This is a genomic window from Corynebacterium segmentosum, assembly GCF_900637825.1.
GTDB lineage: Bacteria > Actinomycetota > Actinomycetes > Mycobacteriales > Mycobacteriaceae > Corynebacterium > Corynebacterium accolens.
In genome coordinates, this window is the sequence record NZ_LR134408.1 from 1,120,829 (window position 1) to 1,138,373 (window position 17,545).

16 protein-coding genes are annotated in these 17,545 nt (G+C 58.1%); 13 read left to right on the forward strand and 3 right to left on the reverse strand.

Going from position 1 to position 17,545, the window contains the following annotated elements:
* The first annotated feature begins 157 nt into the window (after positions 1-157).
* From EL217_RS05415 to EL217_RS05440, 6 genes are all read left to right on the forward strand, one after another.
* A complete protein-coding gene (locus EL217_RS05415; RefSeq protein ID WP_023031132.1) occupies positions 158-2,206 on the forward strand; it encodes a glucose PTS transporter subunit IIA in 2,049 nt (682 codons plus the stop codon).
* 73 nt (positions 2,207-2,279) lie between these two features.
* The gene (gene coaE / locus EL217_RS05420; protein ID WP_005280314.1) at positions 2,280-2,882 is read left to right on the forward strand and encodes a dephospho-CoA kinase; all 603 of its coding nucleotides are present in this window, start codon (positions 2,280-2,282) and stop codon (positions 2,880-2,882) included.
* Positions 2,883-2,957: 75 nt separating this feature from the next.
* Entirely contained in the window at positions 2,958-3,320 is a 363-nt protein-coding gene (locus EL217_RS05425) for a DUF4259 domain-containing protein (protein WP_126318935.1), read from the forward strand.
* Positions 3,321-3,359: 39 nt separating this feature from the next.
* Positions 3,360-5,453, forward strand: a complete 2,094-nt coding sequence (gene uvrB, locus EL217_RS05430; RefSeq protein ID WP_126318937.1) for an excinuclease ABC subunit UvrB — start codon at positions 3,360-3,362, stop codon at positions 5,451-5,453.
* Positions 5,454-5,602: 149 nt separating this feature from the next.
* A complete protein-coding gene (locus EL217_RS05435; RefSeq protein WP_005280318.1) occupies positions 5,603-6,055 on the forward strand; it encodes a universal stress protein in 453 nt (150 codons plus the stop codon).
* A gap of 83 nt (positions 6,056-6,138) precedes the next feature.
* Complete coding sequence (locus tag EL217_RS05440; RefSeq protein ID WP_005280319.1) at positions 6,139-6,579, forward strand: universal stress protein; 441 nt, start codon at positions 6,139-6,141, stop codon at positions 6,577-6,579.
* 89 nt (positions 6,580-6,668) lie between these two features.
* Here the strand turns inward: EL217_RS05440 and EL217_RS05445 are convergent, their stop codons facing one another.
* The 3 genes from EL217_RS05445 to EL217_RS05455 all read right to left on the reverse strand — a co-directional run bounded on the left by EL217_RS05445 (position 6,669) and on the right by EL217_RS05455 (position 10,765).
* Complete coding sequence (locus tag EL217_RS05445) at positions 6,669-8,927, reverse strand: HelD family protein (RefSeq protein ID WP_126318939.1); 2,259 nt, start codon at positions 8,925-8,927, stop codon at positions 6,669-6,671.
* A 141-nt stretch (positions 8,928-9,068) separates the two neighbouring features.
* A complete protein-coding gene (locus EL217_RS05450; protein WP_126318941.1) occupies positions 9,069-10,085 on the reverse strand; it encodes a DoxX family protein in 1,017 nt (338 codons plus the stop codon).
* 77 nt (positions 10,086-10,162) lie between these two features.
* A complete protein-coding gene (locus EL217_RS05455) occupies positions 10,163-10,765 on the reverse strand; it encodes an MBL fold metallo-hydrolase (protein ID WP_023017883.1) in 603 nt (200 codons plus the stop codon).
* A 64-nt stretch (positions 10,766-10,829) separates the two neighbouring features.
* On the opposite strand from EL217_RS05455, the gene uvrA reads away from it, so the two are divergent.
* The 7 genes from uvrA (at position 10,830) to EL217_RS05490 (ending at position 17,543) form a co-directional block, all read left to right on the forward strand.
* Positions 10,830-13,670: an excinuclease ABC subunit UvrA gene (uvrA, locus tag EL217_RS05460; RefSeq protein WP_005282689.1), complete on the forward strand. Its 2,841-nt coding sequence runs from the start codon at positions 10,830-10,832 to the stop codon at positions 13,668-13,670.
* Between the two features lie 65 nt (positions 13,671-13,735).
* Positions 13,736-14,590 (forward strand): hypothetical protein, encoded by an 855-nt coding sequence (locus tag EL217_RS05465; protein WP_126318943.1) that lies wholly within the window; start codon positions 13,736-13,738, stop codon positions 14,588-14,590.
* 271 nt (positions 14,591-14,861) lie between these two features.
* On the forward strand, positions 14,862-15,383 hold the full coding sequence (infC, locus tag EL217_RS05470) for a translation initiation factor IF-3 (RefSeq protein WP_081443661.1): 522 nt from the start codon (positions 14,862-14,864) through the stop codon (positions 15,381-15,383).
* A gap of 36 nt (positions 15,384-15,419) precedes the next feature.
* Positions 15,420-15,614 carry a 50S ribosomal protein L35 gene (gene rpmI / locus EL217_RS05475; RefSeq protein ID WP_005280326.1) on the forward strand — a complete coding sequence of 65 codons (195 nt, stop codon included), beginning with the start codon at positions 15,420-15,422 and terminating at the stop codon, positions 15,612-15,614.
* Positions 15,615-15,670: 56 nt separating this feature from the next.
* The gene (gene rplT / locus EL217_RS05480; protein WP_023017886.1) at positions 15,671-16,054 is read left to right on the forward strand and encodes a 50S ribosomal protein L20; all 384 of its coding nucleotides are present in this window, start codon (positions 15,671-15,673) and stop codon (positions 16,052-16,054) included.
* A gap of 163 nt (positions 16,055-16,217) precedes the next feature.
* Complete coding sequence (locus EL217_RS05485; RefSeq protein WP_005280328.1) at positions 16,218-16,643, forward strand: TM2 domain-containing protein; 426 nt, start codon at positions 16,218-16,220, stop codon at positions 16,641-16,643.
* Between the two features lie 93 nt (positions 16,644-16,736).
* Positions 16,737-17,543 (forward strand): TrmH family RNA methyltransferase, encoded by an 807-nt coding sequence (locus EL217_RS05490; RefSeq protein WP_023017887.1) that lies wholly within the window; start codon positions 16,737-16,739, stop codon positions 17,541-17,543.
* Positions 17,544-17,545 lie beyond the last annotated feature (2 nt).

Genomic DNA, 17,545 nt, shown 5'->3' on the forward strand with positions numbered 1-17,545 from the left:
GCGGCAAAGCAATGGCGCCTGCAAAAAAGACAACTATCCCCACTTAAGACCACTAAATTGGGCTTTTGTTTGTGTTGCCTCTCACTTATAATCCAAGTGTGACGTAATAGCCAGTTGAGTACTGACTATTGTTTTGTCTTTATGCAAGGAGTATGAAGTGGCATCTGTGAAGGACACTTCCACACACATCATCGATAGCTTGGGCGGCGCCGATAACATCACGTCGCTGACGCACTGTGCGACGCGCCTGCGTTTTCAACTCGCTGATGTGGGGAAAGTAGATCAGGAAAAGCTGGAAAGCGATACGGCCGTTCTCGGTTCCGTCACGCAGGGTACCCATGGCTACCAGGTAGTCATGGGTGGCGGCGTGGCCAGCTACTACGGCGAAATCATCAAGGACCCTGGGGTCAATCCGCCGGATGAGGAGGCCTCCTCATCTAAGAAGAACTACGACGGTGTGCGCGGTAAGTACGATTGGATCGACTACTGCTTCGAGTTCCTCTCTGATACCTTCCGCCCGATTCTGTGGGCGCTGCTTGGTGCCTCCCTCATCATCACGCTGCTGGTGCTGGCGGATACCATTGGCATTCAAGACTTTCGCGCGCCGTTGGAAGAACAGCCTGAGGGCTACCGCTTGGCCCACGCGATGTTCCAGTCGGTCTTCTACTTCCTGCCGGTGATGGTGGGTGCCACCGCCGCGCAGAAGTTGGGCGCGAATATGTGGGTCTCGGCCGCCATTCCGGCCGCTTTGCTCACGCCGGAATTCATGTCCCTGGGTGAACAGGGCGATACCGTCAACGTCTTCGGCCTGCCGCTGGTGATTAACTCTTACGGCTCCCAGGTATTCCCGCCGATTTTGGCCGCCATCGGCCTGTTCTGGGTGGAAAAGGGCTTGAAGAAGATCATCCCGAGCGCCGTACACATGGTCTTCGTGCCATTCTTCTCGCTGCTCATCATGATTCCGGCTACGGCCTTCCTGCTCGGCCCATTCGGCATCGGCGTGGGCAATGGCATCTCTTGGGTACTGTTCCAGATCAATGACTTCTCGCCGTTCATCCTGGCCATTGTCATTCCGCTGTTGTACCCGTTCCTGGTGCCCATGGGCCTGCACTGGCCGCTCAACGTGATCATGATTCAAAACATCACGACCTACGGCTACGACTTCATCCAAGGCCCGATGGGTGCGTGGAACTTTGCCTGCTTCGGCGTCACCGGCGCCGTAATGGTCATCTCCATGAAGGAGAAGAACAACTCCATGCGCCAGGTTTCCGTCGGTGCATTCGCAGCCGGCATGCTCGGCGGTATTTCGGAGCCGTCCCTCTACGGCATCTTGCTCCGCTTCCGCCGCACCTACTACCGCCTGCTGCCGGGTTGTGCCATCGGTGGCGCAGTGATGGGGCTTTTCGATGTCCGCGCTAACGCCTTCGTCTTCACCTCCATCTTGACCACCCCAGCCATGATCCCGCACGTGGGCTACGTCATCGGCATCGCCGTGGCATTCTTCACCTCCTTCTCCCTCACGCTGCTGTTTGGTTACCGCACCGCAGAGGAAAAGCAGGCCGACCTCGAGCGCATCGCCCGCGAAAATAACGAGACCGTGGAAGAGGTTGCTAGCCGCTCCGAGTCCCGCATCATCGGAGGATCCGATGATGAGTCGGACGGTTCCGAGAATGCACAGGCTGCAGGGGTTGCTGCTGCCACCGGAATCGCCACCAAGGAAGCAGAACAGGCAATCATGAAGCTGGACTCTCCTTTGGAGGGCGAGGCAGTGGACCTGTCCGAGGTACCGGATCCCATCTTCGCTGGCGCCAAGCTTGGGCCGGGCGCTGCCGTGAAGCCAACCGGCAATACCGTCTACGCGCCTGCCGATGGTACCGTGCTCACCGTCCAAAAGTCCGGCCACGCGATCGGTCTGAACCTGGATAACGGCGTACAGCTGCTCATCCATGTTGGCCTAGACACCGTGGAACTGGGCGGCGAGGGATTTGATGTCCACGTGGAAAAGAAGCAGCGCGTTTCCGCTGGCGATAAGCTCATCAGCTTTGACGCAGACTTCATTAAGTCCAAGGACTACAACCTGATTACCCCGGTCGTTGTTACCAACGCCAAGAAATTTGGTTCCGTGAGCGGCGCTACCGGCGCTGTCACCCCAAGCGATGAACTCTTGCAGGTTCATCCAAAGCTGGAAGAAGAACTCGAGTCCTAAAGGCACTCTTAAATTCCGCAGCAAGGAGCCTAGGCAGTCGTGCCGGGCTCCTTTTCGCGTACCCTGGTATCTTATGAAGCTAATCGGATTAACCGGGGGAATCGGCAGCGGGAAATCTACGGTAGCGAAGCTGTGCGCTCAGCGCGGCTGGCGGGTGGTGGACGCAGATCGCATAGCGAGGGACATCGTCAAGCCTGGCCAACCGGCGTTAGCCGAGCTAGCAGAGAAATTTGGCCAGGACATCCTGCAGGAAGATGGCAGTCTCGACCGTAAGGAACTAGCCCGCCGTGCGTTCGTGGATAAGGAGCACACCGAGCTCCTGAATTCGATTACACACCCGCGTATCCAAAAAGAGACCCAGCGACAATTTGCTGCTGCGCGCGAAGAGGGCGTTGATTTTACGGTTTATGATATGCCGCTGCTGGTGGATAATGGGCTCGACGGGGATATGGATTTTGTCATCGTCGTTGACGTGGATCCAGAAGAGAGGGTGCGTCGTCTCGTGGAGTTCCGCGGACTCGATGAAGCAGACGCGCGCAAAAGGATTAACGCCCAGATTTCTGATGACAAGCGGCTCGCGGCAGCAAGCCATGTCATAGATAATAACGGCACGCAGGAACAACTGGCCGAGCGCGCAGCGGCGGTCTGCGATGAGATTGAGGCGGCGTCTTCTTAACCTTAACCTTTTTGGTAAGTAGCGTTAACGTCTTTTCCTATTAACGTTTACTTTTGGTCCCTACACTATTTGAGCGTGGGAACTTGGGGCACTGGACCATTCGATAATCACGCGGCGCGAGACGTACTCGATAGCCTGCGGAATGGTTCTTTTGATCTCCGGCACTTTCAGCGCTCGTGCGGCACTGGAGTGCTCGATTCCGATGAAGCCGAAGCGGTCATCGCATTAGGGGCGCTGACGAAGCTGCCTGCCGATGGCCTGCCAGACGGCGTAGCCCCGACGGATCTAGCGTCCCTGTACACGCCGCAATCTAAGGCGTGGCTGCGCCGGCGCATCAATCAAGCGATGTGCTCTGATTCCTCGTCGGTCTACGCGCTCTGGGAACCGACAGGGGAGCTGGACCAGTGGCTGCACACCGCCCAAGCCGCGCTCCCATGAAATGGCTATCAGCAGCGTATAAGCAGTAGAATAGCGGGCATGGCTTTTGCTGCTGAACATCCCCTTATTCCAAATTCTGAACACCGCGTCGTCGGCGAGGTAGAACGTACCCCCGGCAAGTTTCAGGTCATTTCTGATTATGAACCCGCAGGTGACCAGCCTGCGGCCATCAAGGAACTTGATGAGCGCCTCAACCGCGACGAGCGCGACGTTGTGCTCATGGGCGCAACCGGTACTGGTAAATCCGCGACGGCCGCGTGGCTGATTGAAAAGCAGCAGCGACCCACGCTCGTCATGGCGCCCAATAAAACCTTGGCCGCACAGCTGGCCAATGAGCTGCGCCAATTATTGCCCAATAACGCGGTGGAATACTTCGTCTCCTATTACGATTACTATCAGCCAGAAGCCTATATCGCGCAGACCGATACCTATATCGAAAAAGACTCCTCCATTAATGAGGACGTCGAGCGCCTGCGCCACTCGGCCACCTCTGGGCTGCTCTCGCGGCGCGATGTTGTGGTGGTCTCCTCGGTCTCGTGTATCTACGGCTTGGGTACCCCGCAATCCTATTTGGATCGCTCGGTGATTATCGCCGTCGACGAGGAGCTCGATAGGGACCGTTTCTTAAGGCTGTTAGTAGATATCCAATATGAGCGCAACGATGTGGGCTTTACCCGCGGTACCTTCCGCGTCAAGGGTGATACGGTCGATATCATTCCGGCATATGAGGAACGCGCGGTGCGCATCGAGTTCTTCGGCGATGATATTGATTCGCTGTACTATATCCACCCAGTGACAGGTGATGTTATCGAGCAGGTCGATGAAGTGCGCATTTTCCCCGCCACGCACTACGTGGCCGGCCCAGAGCGCATGGAAAAGGCCGTGGCCGATATCAAGGAAGAGTTGGCTGAGCGCCTTGAGGATCTAGAAAACCGCGGCAAGCTCCTAGAAGCGCAACGGCTGCGCATGCGCACGGAATATGACCTAGAGATGATCGAGCAGGTGGGATTCTGTTCCGGCATTGAGAACTACTCCCGTCACGTGGATGGCCGCCCGGCTGGGTCCGCGCCAGCTACGCTCTTGGATTATTTCCCGGAGGACTTTCTTACCATCATCGATGAGTCCCACGTGACCGTGCCACAGATCGGCGGCATGTACGAAGGCGATATGTCGCGCAAGCGAAACCTGGTGGAGTTTGGCTTCCGCCTTCCCTCCGCGGTGGATAACCGGCCACTGACCTTTGACGAATTTGAAGAGCGCGTTGGTCAAACCGTTTATATGTCCGCTACCCCTGGCGATTTCGAAATGACCTCCTCTGGCGGCGAGTTTGTCGAGCAGGTCATTCGCCCGACTGGCCTGGTCGATCCTAAGGTCACGGTGAAACCGACCAAGGGCCAGATCGATGACCTCATTGATGAGGTCCGCGGCCGCATTGCCTCTAAGGAGCGCGTTCTGGTCACCACCTTGACCAAGCGCATGGCAGAAGACCTGACGGATTACCTCTTGGAGCAGGGGATTAAGGTCCGCTACCTGCACTCGGATATCGATACGCTGCAGCGCGTGGAGTTGCTGCGCCAATTGCGCCAGGGCGAATTCGACGTGCTCGTGGGCATCAACCTCTTGCGCGAGGGCTTGGACTTGCCCGAGGTCTCGCTCGTGGCGATCCTCGATGCGGATAAGGAAGGCTTCTTGCGCTCGACAACATCGCTCATCCAGACCATTGGCCGCGCTGCCCGTAACGTATCGGGCGAGGTCATCATGTACGCGGATAAAATCACCGACTCGATGCAAGAAGCCATCGATGAAACGGAGCGCCGCCGCGAGAAGCAGATTGCCTATAACAAGGAACACGGCGTGGATCCGCAGCCGCTGCGCAAGAAGATCGCGGATATCTTGGACCAAGTCTATGAGAATAATGGGGAAGAGGCCGCCGAGTCGGATCCTTCGGCGGTGGTGGAAAAGCGCGACGTGTCCAGCATGGCCACCGATGAGGTTGAGGCTCTCATTAATGACCTGCAGGCACAGATGGGCGCTGCCGCACGCGAGTTGAAATTCGAGCTAGCCGGCCGGCTGCGCGATGAGATTGCTGATTTGAAGAAGGAGCTGCGCGGCCTAAAGGAAGCCGGAATTTAACGCCGCTCGCAGTGTCTCAATAACAGGCTCCCCCTAAAAGTGCGCACTACTGCAACCATAGGCTTATTGGTTCGGCGTCCTGACTATACTGGGGGCGACTAAAAGCCGGTTCAATGTGCCGACCTAGTAATTCACCAGCAAGGAGAATCATGCTTACGTATCACACCATCGCCGTCGGTACCGATGGCTCCGAAACTTCCCTGCGCGCCGTGCGCTCGGCGGCATCCATGGCGCGGGCATACGATGCCAAGCTGATCATCGTCTCCGCAGCCTATAACCATTCTGGCTCCATGCTCGGCGCCCCCAGCGGTGAGGGCTCCAGGCTACCGGTGGTCAGCGAAGAAATGGCCGATACCTACCTCACGAACGCGCAGCGGATTGCCGAGTCCGAAGGTGCGGAAAACATTGAGGTGGTCACCACCCCCGGTGACCCCGTCAACGCCTTAATCGAGGTCACGGAGAAATACGACGTTGAGCTCCTAGTCGTGGGCAACCGCGGTGTTAATTCCGTGCGCGGGCGCGTTTTTGGCTCGGTGCCAACGGAACTTACCCATAAATCCAAGGTGGATGTCGTGGTGGTTAACACGAGTGAAAAACGTTAATCACTTTTCATTGTTAGACTTGCAGTAACGCCAAGTTGGCACACTAGAATAGTTAGGGTACACACCCACAAAGAAAGGTCATCATGAGCGACTACAGCACGATTGTTGTCGGTACTGACGGTTCCAAGTCCTCCCTCCTCGCCGTGGAGCGAGCAGCCAAGATTGCCGCTGCATTCGATGCCACGCTGATCATCGGTTGTGCTTACTACGAGAATCAAGAGCAGGCTTCGAAGACCTTGCGTCAGGATTCCGTCACTATTCTTGGTGATGAGAAAGCCGAAGCCAACCTGCATGCAGGCAAGGAAGAAGCGGAAAAGCACGGGGTTTCCAAGGTAGAAACCGCCGTCCGCCCTGGCACGCCGGTGCAAGCCCTGATGTCCATTGTCAATGACAATGATGCAGACCTGCTCATCGTTGGTAACCGCGGCATTAATTCCCTGACCGGTCGTCTACTCGGCTCTGTGCCAGCGGATGTGGCGCGTCAGTCCGATTGTGACGTCATGATTGTTCACACCGTTAATTAATCTAGGCCTTCGCCTGACCGGCTTTCGCCTTACCCACCGCAGCGAGTCCACCTCTGGATTCGCGCGGTGGGTTTTGTGATCCCAGCGGGCTAAAGCACGCCGGACGTATCTCCCACTAGGGTTAGCGTTTGCGTGGCCCGGGTGATGCAGACGTACAGGTTCTGCAGCCCCTGCGGGGAGACATCGACAATCTCGCGCGGGTTAAGCACGATCACGTGGTCGAACTCGAGGCCCTTGACTGCTTCGGCATTCGTGGCGTCAATGACCGCGGTCAGGCGGCCATCGTCCTCGGTGGTCACGCCGGGGGTGAAGCCGGCATCGGCAAGCCGGCGCACCGGCTCGCCATCGCGAATGGCAATGGCCGGGGTGGCGTCCGGATCGATGGAGGCCAACAGGCCATTAGCAAGCTCGGTAATGGGCTCAGGTGTGCGGTAGTTGACGGTAAGGAGGTGGTGGCGGAAGCGCTGGGCGATGAACGGCTCTAGGGCCTCGCCCCAGTCATCCACGCCGGCAGGGGAGCCCGTCTGCGAGGTATCGCCCACCAGCGTCATCCACCGCGACGGGCAGCGGCGGAAGAGCATCCGCCATTCCATCGGGGTTAGTTCCTGCGCTTCGTCCACGATGATGTGGCCAAAGGCCCACGTGTGATCCTCCCGGGCACGCTGCGCGGTGGTGCGCGTATCCCGTACCTCTTGACGCTGCGCCAGGGTCTCCGCGTCGATCACGTCGTGCGCCGAAAGAATCTCCGCCTCGAACATGTCATCATCGTTATCGGTGGATTCGGAGGAGGAAAGAATATCCAGCGCATCTTCTGCATCCGCGATCTGCTCGCGCCACTCGGCGTCCTTGGCCGCCTTCTTCTCCTCAGGATTGGGCAGCCCGATGAGGACGGCCAACTCATCCAAAAGGGCAGCATCGGAATCGGTCCAAGCGTATCCATCTGCGCGGTACAAGGCAGACTGGGTCTCCTCATCGTAGCCACGGGCAGCCGAGGCAATGCGTTCGCGGGAAGACAATAACGCGGCGAGTACCTCAGAGGGATCAAGCTCGGGCCAAAAATCATCGATGCATCCCACCACGGACTCATCAACGGCAAGATCGTCGTGGAATTGGTCCACATCCGCGCGGCTTAGGAGGTTTTCCCCGCCCAGGGGATCTGTGCCCACCTTGGTGGCCATCTCTTGGGCGAGATCCTCCACGAAGTGCTCGATGAACGCCTCGCGCGCCTGATTATGCGGCTTGCGTGAGCGGCGAGCGCGGGTGCGCGCCCTCTTCACCATGGACGGCGTGATGGTCAGGGTCAGGCCATCTACGGTGATGTCCCGGGGCTCACTTGGCACCTGCTGATAATCCTTGACGGCGGCGCTCAGGATTTCCGCCATGGCCGCGCTGCCCTTAATTTCGCGGCCCACAAGCCCCTCGGTATGGGTGGGAGTGATGCCGGGGAATAGCCCACCGATGGTTGAGAGCACGACGCCGGTCTCGCCGAGCTCGGGCAGCACGCGGGAAATATAGTCCAAAAAGTTGGTATTGGGTCCAACGATGAGTACACCGGTGGAAGATAGCTGCTCGCGGTGGGTGTAGAGCAGGTAGGCAACGCGGTGTAGCGCGACGGCAGTTTTACCGGTGCCGGGGCCGCCTTCTACGACCATGACGCCGCGGGTATTATCCCGGATGATTTCGTCCTGCTCGCGCTGGATGGTTTCCACGATGGACGTCATGTGCCCCGTGCGGGCGCGTTGCATGGCAAAGTACAGGGCGGACTCGCTCGCCACGCCTGCTTCTTCCTCGCGCACACCTGGGCCATCTAAGGCCTCGTCATTGACATCAGTGACCGTGCGCCCGGTCATGCGGATCTGGCGGCGAGTGTGTACGCCTTCAGGTTGTGCGGTAGTGGCGAGGTAAAAGGGGCGAGCCATGGGCGCGCGCCAATCCAGCAGCAGGGTGCGGTAGTTTTCTTCGCGCGCATCCAAACCCATGCGGCCGATATAGCGGCGATCGAGTCCTTCTTCCGTCGGGTTATCGCCGGGGGCATCGATATCGATGCGGCCAAAAACGAGCCCCATTTGCGCCACGTTCAGGCGATCCAACTTGGCCTGGAGGCCGTGGTATTCCGTTTCGCGGCGCACTAAGGCATCGGCATCGGGGGTCGCTGGATCGACCTCGGCCTGGACCTCATTTAGGCGCGCGTTTGCCGCGGCTACCTCGTCATCGAGGCGGTCAAAAAGGCCATCGACATAGTTCTGCTCGGCTTCGATGGCAGAAATTCCAGCGTTTTCCGCGCGGCTAGATGAAGTTGCATCAGCGGGAGAATGAGTGGCTGGAGAATTCTTCGGTGCAGAGTTCACAAGACTCCTCAGAATGAAACACGAAAATATGGGTGGGCGCGCATCCGCGTGCCGCGTAGGGGAGGTTCGAGTTTAGACCTTGCCGTGACAAAGAACAACGGCCCAGCGTAGGGCTGGGCCGTGTGCGAGGGTTAAGGCGAATTACTTAGCGCGCTTTTCAATCTTCTTGATAGCGGCGTCGATCTTCTTATTAGCCTTCTTTTGCAGCTTGTCTGCCTGCTTGGAAGCCTTCTTAGCAGCGCGCTTGGAATCTGCCTTGTCGAGCTTCGATGCGGCGTCATCGGCGCGCTTTTGTGCCTTGTTCGCGGCCTTGACGGCACCCTTGCGGGCGGTCTTGGCGTTGGACTCAGCGGACTTCAGCCAGTCCTTCTTGTTGTCATCAACGTAGGACTTCGCGCTATCGACGGAGTCCTCGATGAAGGACTTTGCGTTGTCCAAGAAGTCGCGGCCGGAATCCTGCCAGTCATCCTTGTTGTCATCGACGTAGTCCTTGGCGTCATCGACATAGGACTTGGCGGTATCCAGGAGGCCGCGACCGGTGGACTGCCAATCATCCTTATTGTCATCCACATAGGCCTGAGCCTTCTGGGAGGTCTCATTGAACCAGTCGCCGGCCTTATTGGACAGCTCGCTGGCGCGAGCGGAAAGCTCCTCGCGCTTTTCCTGGGACTCAGACTTGGTGGGCAGCGCCTGCTGAATCTTCTTATTGGTGCGCTCACCGGCCTTCTGTGCGCGCCAGCGCAGGGACGGCTTGCCCTCGGTGTCCTGGGTGGTGATAAACAGCGCGCCGAGCAGGGCGGTATTGGTAATGAAGCCGTTGCGACGGTCTTCCTTGTCCTTCTTATTATCTGCGGCCCAGAAGTTATTCTTGCCCACCAAGTTGGGCACGGTAGCGGCAGCCAGCACGGCTGCGGAGGTGCGCGGTGCCTTGCCCAGAGCCAAGGTGGTACCTGCACCGATCTTTGCGCCGCCAAGGGCGCGGGTAGCTAGCTCCGGATCATTGGGAATGAGGTTCTTGTAACCGGAGGGGACGAACTTGCGCAGGGTCTTGAGGAAGCCTTCGGTTTCCTTGGTGTGCTCCGAGGCATTGCGCAGGTCGTCTACACCTTCCCATACAAATACCGATGCCAGCATGGGGCGGGCAAACTTGCGAATCATAGTCCTTTAAGCTCCTTAGCTCGTTGTTCTAGACCAATCGTGTGATTGACCATTATACGCTGAAATAGCCGCCTAGATCACCACCGGCGCTCCCACCAATCACCCAACTTGGGGCGTTCTTCCCCCAAGGTGGTGGGCTTGCCATGCCCCGGGCGAATGATGGCGTTATCTGGGAACTCCTCGAAGACGCGCTTGGTGACGTCCTTATATAGCCGCACAAAGTCGCCCTCAGAGGTCGTTCGACCCAATCCACCGGGGAAAACGGAGTCTCCCACAAACAGGTTGGTGACGCCGTCAACGGTGGCCACGAGCGCCACGCCGCCGGGGGTATGGCCGCGCAGGATGATGATGGGCAATTTCATGCCGGCAAACTCGATGGAATCGCCCTCGCGCAGCTCAACGTCTACGTCTTCTGGAATGGCCGGCGAATCAATGAAGGAGGCGTAGTGCTTTGCGTTGGTGGCCTGCAAAACCTCGCCGAGCGCACGCACGTGATCCCAGTGGCGGTGCGTGGTGAGAACGGCGGTGATGTCAACGCCTGCCTCGCGGGCCATGTCGAGGATGGCGGGGGCATCATCGGCGGCATCGACAAGCAAGCCTTGGTCGCCGGCAGTGAGCAGGTAGCAGTTATTGTCCATCTCCGAAACGGAGATCTGGTGAAGATGTAGCTCGTTAGTCATACGTCCCAGCCTACGGGTACATTCAAGGGGAGATTAAAATCTATGATGTGGAGGCTGGAGCGCAGTGGCAGAACGATTGATTGTGCGAGGCGCACGGGAACACAATCTCAAGGGCGTGGATATCGATATCCCGCGCGATAAAATGGTGGTTTTTACTGGGCTTTCGGGCTCTGGTAAGTCCTCGCTGGCCTTCGATACCATCTTCGCGGAGGGCCAACGCCGCTACGTGGAATCGTTGAGCTCCTATGCCCGGATGTTTTTGGGCCAAATGGATAAACCCAACGTGGAATACATCGGCGGCCTTTCGCCGGCGGTGTCCATCGATCAGAAATCCACCAACCACAACCCGCGCTCGACCGTGGGCACGATTACGGAGATTTACGATTACCTCCGCTTGCTCTTCTCGCGCGCCGGCACCCCGCACTGCCCCAAGTGCGATGCCGTCATCGAGCGCCAGACGCCGCAGCAGATCGTTGATGCCGTACTGGAGCAGGAAGAAAAGCTGAAATTCCAGGTGCTTGCCCCGGTAGCGCGCAAGCGCAAAGGTGAATTTGTTGACCTCTTCCAAGATCTTTCAGCGCAGGGTTACTCCCGCGTGCGCGTGGATGGTGAGACCCATCAATTAAGCGATCCGCCGAAGTTGAAGAAGCAGGTTAAGCACACCATCGAGGTGGTGGTGGACCGGCTGCAGGTTAAGGCATCGCAGAAGCAGCGCCTGACCGATTCCGTGGAGACGGCTTTGCGGCTTGCCGATGGCCTCGTCACCATCGAGTTCGTTGATAAAGAAGAACTCACGCATACCTATTCCGAGAAGGCGGCCTGCCCCAATGGCCATACCCTTACCATCGAGGAATACGAACCGCGCGCGTTTTCCTTTAACGCGCCCTTTGGTTCCTGCCCGGTCTGCGATGGCTTGGGCACGAAGCTCGAAGTGGACGTAGATCTGCTCATCCCGGATCCGGACGCCCCGGCCGTCGATGCCGTGCAGCCGTGGCATTCCAGCCCGAACTCCCGGTACTTCGTCAAACTCGTGGAAGGTTTGGGCAAGGCCCTGGGCTTTGACCCGCAGACCCCCGTCAGCGAGCTGACCAAGGAGCAGCGCGATGCGTTGATTTACGGCACCGAAACCGAGGTGCGGGTGCGCTATAAGAACCGCTATGGCCGCCAGCGCAATTGGACCGCGCCCTTTGAGGGTGCCGTCGGATTCTTGCACCGCAAATTGGATACGACGGATTCGCAGTCCCAAAAGGATCGGCTGCTGCAATACACCCGCCGGGTGCCGTGTAGCACGTGTAAGGGAACGCGCCTGAAGCCGGAAATCCTCGCCGTGCGCCTGGCGTCGACCACGCATGGCGAACAGTCCATCGCGGGGCTGAGCGCCCTGTCCATCGAAGATGCCTCGGAATTCTTGGATTCGCTGGTCTTAGGACACCGCGAGGAAATCATCGCCGGGGCGGTGTTGAAGGAGACCCAAGCCCGCCTGCGCTTCTTATTGGATGTGGGCCTTAACTACCTCACCCTGGATCGCGGCGCCTCGACCCTGTCTGGCGGCGAGGCCCAGCGCATCCGCCTGGCCACGCAGATTGGATCTGGGCTCGCCGGGGTACTGTACGTCTTGGATGAGCCGTCCATCGGTTTGCACCAGCGCGATAATCACCGCCTGATTTCGACCTTGCAGCGCCTGCGCGATATCGGCAATACGCTCATCGTGGTCGAACACGATGAGGACACCATTCGCTCGTCCGATTGGCTCGTGGATGTCGGCCCGCGCGCCGGCGAATACGGCGGTGAAGTGGTCTACCAAGGCGAGCCCGCCGGCGTGGAGCAGGTAAAGGAGTCCTTAACGGGGCAGTACCTATCCGGTTCCAAGGTCCTGGCCGTTCCGGATCACCGCCGCGAGATCGATAAGGACCGCACCCTGAAGGTGGTTGGTGCCCGGGAAAATAACCTCAAGGGAATCAACGTTGAGATTCCGCTCGGCGTGCTGGTGTGCATTACCGGTGTATCCGGCTCCGGCAAGTCCACCGTGGTCAATGAAATCCTGGCCAAGACCTTGGCCAATAACTTGAACCGCGCCCGGCAGGTTCCTGGGCGCGCCAAGCGCGTGGAGGGCATTGAGCACCTGGATAAATTGGTGCAGGTGGATCAGAGCCCGATTGGCCGCACCCCGCGGTCCAACCCGGCTACCTATACCGGCGTCTTTGATAAGATTCGCAACCTTTTTGCGGAGACCCAAGAAGCAAAGGTGCGCGGCTACAAGGCCGGCCGTTTTTCCTTCAACGTCAAAGGCGGGCGCTGCGAGGCCTGCCAGGGCGATGGCACCATCAAGATTGAGATGAATTTCTTGCCGGATGTTTATGTCCCGTGTGAGGTCTGCGAGGGCGCGCGCTATAACCGCGAGACCCTGGAGGTCCACTACAAGGGCAAAAACATCGCGGAAGTGCTGGACATGCCGATTTCTGAGGCCGCGGACTTCTTTGAGCCCATCACCTCCATCCACCGTTACTTGGCCACGCTTGTCGATGTTGGCCTAGGCTACGTCCGCCTCGGCCAAGCCGCCACCACGTTGTCCGGCGGCGAGGCCCAGCGCGTGAAGCTTGCCTCGGAGCTGCAAAAGCGCACCAATGGCCGCACCATCTATATCTTGGATGAGCCGACGACTGGTCTGCACTTTGAAGATATTCGCCGGTTGATGCTGGTTATCCAAGGCTTGGTAGATAAGGGCAATTCCGTGCTCATCATTGAGCACAACCTCGATGTCATCAAGGCAGCGGACTGGATTGTGGATATGGGGCCCGAAGGCGGTGCCGGCGGCGGCACCGTGGTCGCGCAGGGTACTCCGGAAAAGGTTGCACAAGTGGAAGGTTCCTATACCGGCGGCTACCTCAAGGAAATGCTGCCTTAAAAATAAGGGCGATAGTTTCTGTGAAAAATTGTCCTCTTTTTAAATCATGGACTAGTCTGTGAGGAATGAACCTGCGGCAGAGATTAGGAGCGATACTGGCCACGGTATCGCTTGCTGCCGTGTCGGCGTGCTCGTCGCCTGAGCAGGCGCCGGATACGGCGGGGGAAGGGGCATCGGCAAGCGCTAGCGATAATGCCGATGCCGCAATCGCCAAAGATCTAGACCGCGCAGTTGAGGCAGTGTCCAAGGACTACGATGCCAAGGTTGGCGTGGCCATCGCCGCCGGTAACCAAAAAATCTCCGCGGGAGACAAGGGCGAAGGCCCAGCATGGTCCACCATCAAAGTGCCCATCGCCATTACGGCGCTGCAGGACGGTGCCGATCCATCCTTGGTGGATTTGGCCATCAAGGAATCCGACAACGACGCCGCCTACGCATTGTGGTCGCAGGTGCAGTGGGAGGAAGGCGAGGCCTCAGAGGCGGTGGAAAAGCTCTTGCGCGAGCACGGCTCGAAAGCCTCCATCGAGGAAGGTTCTTTCGGGTATGCCACCTGGCCATTGCAGGAGCAGGCAAATTTCGGTGCGCAATTGCCCTGCATTAAGGAAGCCGAATACGTCCATGAAGTATTAAATGACATCGTGGAATGGCAAAACGTTGGCCTCTCCAAACACACAAGCACCCGGGCCAAAAGCGGCTGGGGGCTGGATGAAAATAGCGATGACTACACCTTCCGGCAATTCGGCGTGCATGAAAAGGACGGCAAAAGGGTAGGGGTAGCCCTAAGCGTGATCGTTGAGGGCGAGGACTATGAGAATGGTTCCGCCGCGATTGATGATCTTGCCGATGACGTCCTCAAGGCCATCGACAAAGCTATCGCGGATGAAAAATTAGAGCCCGATTCCACCTGCAAGGAGGCCTAGTTTCCTGCGGTTTGCCTTAGGCGGTAGCGGCTGCTAGTGTCGTATCCACTACCGCCCAAGGTACCTTTTCTAGGAACCTGGGTCACAAGCGGAGATTCTCCCACCCGATGCCGCGAACTTCAGGTTCGTTGGATAACGGTAAAGGTAACCAGGCATTCGTGTCTGGCTCTGTGAGATCTCCCGGCTGTCTATGGCAGACCGGGTTAAATTCGTTTGTGGGCCACGGTAGGTGAACTCATTACCCATAACCCCCTAATCGAGGAGAACCACAATCAGCGCTGAAGCTCGCATTAATGAGCGTATCCGAGTACCCGAGGTCCGTCTTGTCGGCCCCGGTGGTGAACAGGTGGGTATCGTCCGTACCGATGATGCCCGCAAGCTTGCCTATGAAGCTGACCTGGATTTGGTCGAGGTAGCTCCTAAGGCTAAGCCCCCAGTTGCCAAAATCATGGACTACGGCAAGTTCAAGTATGAGCAAGCCCAGAAGGCTCGCGAATCTCGTAAGAACCAGCAGCAGACCGTGGTGAAGGAACAGAAGTTCCGTCCGAAGATCGACGATCACGATTATGAGACCAAGAAGAGTAACGTAGTTCGCTTCCTGGAAAAGGGATCCAAGGTCAAGGTGACCATCATGTTCCGCGGCCGTGAGCAATCGCGACCGGAGCTGGGTTTCCGGCTTTTGGAGCGGTTGGCCGATGACGTCGCCGAGGTTGGCGTAGTTGAGTCCCGCCCCAAGCAGGATGGTCGCAATATGACCATGGTTTTGGGTCCGGTTCGTAAGGGCAAAAAGTAAACCGTATTCCACGTAGGATTTAAGGACTTAATACTCATGAAGCAGAAGACCCACAAGGGCACCGCAAAGCGCATCAAGGTGACCGGTTCCGGCAAGCTGCGCCGCGAGCAGGCAAACCGTCGCCACTTGCTGGAGGGCAAGCCTTCCAAGCGTACCCGTCGCCTCAAGGGCACCGAGTCCGTCTCCCAGGCAGACACCAAGCGCGTCAAGCGCCTGCTCGGTCGCGCTTAATAGCGCCCAATCAACCCACATCCACCATCTCAACCAGAATTTAAGGAAGTATTACTGTGGCACGAGTAAAGCGCTCAGTTAACGCAAAGAAGAAGCGTCGCGCGATCCTGAAGTCCGCCAAGGGCTACCGTGGTCAGCGTTCCCGCCTGTACCGTAAGGCTAAGGAGCAGTGGCTGCACTCTATGACTTACGCTTACCGCGATCGTCGCGCGCGTAAGTCCGAGTTCCGCAAGCTGTGGATCCAGCGCATCAACGCTGCTGCCCGCATGAACGACATCACTTACAACCGCCTCATCCACGGCCTGCGCTTGGCTGAGATCGAGGTAGACCGCAAGATCCTCGCCGAGCTTGCCGTCAACGACTTCGAGGCTTTCTCCGCACTGTGCGAGACCGCTAAGGCCGCCCTGCCTGAGGACGTCAACGCACCGAAGGCTGCGTAAGCCTCTCCAGCTACATAGCTGATTGCCCACTCCACACCGCTCGACACGGTGAGGGGTGGGTTCTGTGCTATCTCACTGCCTCAAGCCTGCTAATAACCTGTCCGATGTGTGTGCTAAATTAATGGGGCTATAAACCCAGCATTTGCAAGGAGAACTCCGCGCCATGACGAGCCCATATAACCGCGAGCAACCAGAAGGCAACCCTTATTCGAGTCAATTTCCTGGCCAGGATCGGCCGTATTACTCCCAGGAATTCCACTCTGGTGGCTATCCGCAGCAGGGCTATCCGCAGCAGGGCTATCCTCAGCAACAATATGCGGCGGCAGGTAACCAAAAGTCCTGGGTAGCTGCGTTGCTTCTGTGCTTCTTCTTGGGCAGTGTCGGCGCGCATAACTTCTACACTGGCCGCACAACTTATGGGGTCGTGCAGTTGTCGCTGAATATTCTTGGCTGGTTTACCTTCTGGTTCCTATTGGGCTTCCTTTTCTGGACCGTTTTAGGAATCTGGGTGTTCATTGAGTTCTTCATGATTCTCCTTGGCGTGGGCGATTACGACAAGGACGCACGCGGAGTCCCGTTAAAGAAGTAATTTTTTGCCATGGCCCTGCCGGATTTCTGGCAGGGCTTTGTCATGTCTGAGGCGTGAAACGAGCAGTTCAGCGCTCAAGGTAGGGTAGGGCCTATGAATTTAGACTTTGACTCCGCCTTTACTGAACGCACTCCGCGCATCGTCAACGCGGCGAAATTGCACCGGGCTGCTAATCGTAAGAAGGCCAAGCAGTTCATTATCGAGGGCGAAAATGCGGTGGATGCTGCGGTGTCTACGGGTGCGGCGACGGACGTATTCGTGACGGAGAAGGCTGCCGAGCGCTTTGCGGACATCGTTACGGCCTGTGGGTATATGAATGTCTACGTCCACCCCATTACGGACAAGGCCGCCAAGCACCTGGCCGATACCGCGACGACGACGGGAATTTTCGCTCTGTGCAGTTCCTCCGTCTTGTGGTCTGCGGGAAAGATCCTCAACGGGAAGCCGAAGTTGATTTCGGTACCGGTTCTTACCTCTGAGCCCGGAAACGCGGGGACGTTGATTCGGACTTCGGATGCGATGGGCGCCGATGGCGTGATTTTCGCGGGCGAGACCGTGGATCCCCTAGGCAGCAAGGTTGCCCGCGCTTCAGCCGGCTCCTTATTCCACGTCCCCGTCGCGCGCGATCCAAATATCAAGGACGTATTGGGGCAGCTGCGCAAGTCTGGCATGCAAATCGTCGCCACAGCCGCGGATGGGGAAGTAGAGCTTGCCGATGCCGACCTCTCCCAACCCACCGCCTGGCTCTTCGGCAATGAGGCCCACGGGCTGGGCGAGCTGCTTGAAGAGGCCGATATGCGGGTACGCATCCCACTGCGGGGGCGCGCGGAGTCACTCAACCTTGCCACCGCGGCCAGCATCTGCTTGTACGAATCCGCCAAGGCGCAGGACCAGAACTAGGC

Bases quoted from the DNA above. Each gene is read 5' to 3' on its own strand.
- coaE (WP_005280314.1), top strand. From the start codon at position 2,280: ATGAAGCTAATCGGATTAACCGGGGGAATCGGCAGCGGGAAATCTACG.
- uvrB (WP_126318937.1), top strand. From the start codon at position 3,360: ATGGCTTTTGCTGCTGAACATCCCCTTATTCCAAATTCTGAACACCGC.
- EL217_RS05435 (WP_005280318.1), top strand. From the start codon at position 5,603: ATGCTTACGTATCACACCATCGCCGTCGGTACCGATGGCTCCGAAACT.
- EL217_RS05440 (WP_005280319.1), top strand. From the start codon at position 6,139: ATGAGCGACTACAGCACGATTGTTGTCGGTACTGACGGTTCCAAGTCC.
- EL217_RS05450 (WP_126318941.1), bottom strand. From the start codon at position 10,085: ATGATTCGCAAGTTTGCCCGCCCCATGCTGGCATCGGTATTTGTATGG.
- EL217_RS05455 (WP_023017883.1), bottom strand. From the start codon at position 10,765: ATGACTAACGAGCTACATCTTCACCAGATCTCCGTTTCGGAGATGGAC.
- EL217_RS05465 (WP_126318943.1), top strand. From the start codon at position 13,736: ATGAACCTGCGGCAGAGATTAGGAGCGATACTGGCCACGGTATCGCTT.
- rpmI (WP_005280326.1), top strand. From the start codon at position 15,420: ATGAAGCAGAAGACCCACAAGGGCACCGCAAAGCGCATCAAGGTGACC.
- EL217_RS05485 (WP_005280328.1), top strand. From the start codon at position 16,218: ATGACGAGCCCATATAACCGCGAGCAACCAGAAGGCAACCCTTATTCG.
- EL217_RS05490 (WP_023017887.1), top strand. From the start codon at position 16,737: ATGAATTTAGACTTTGACTCCGCCTTTACTGAACGCACTCCGCGCATC.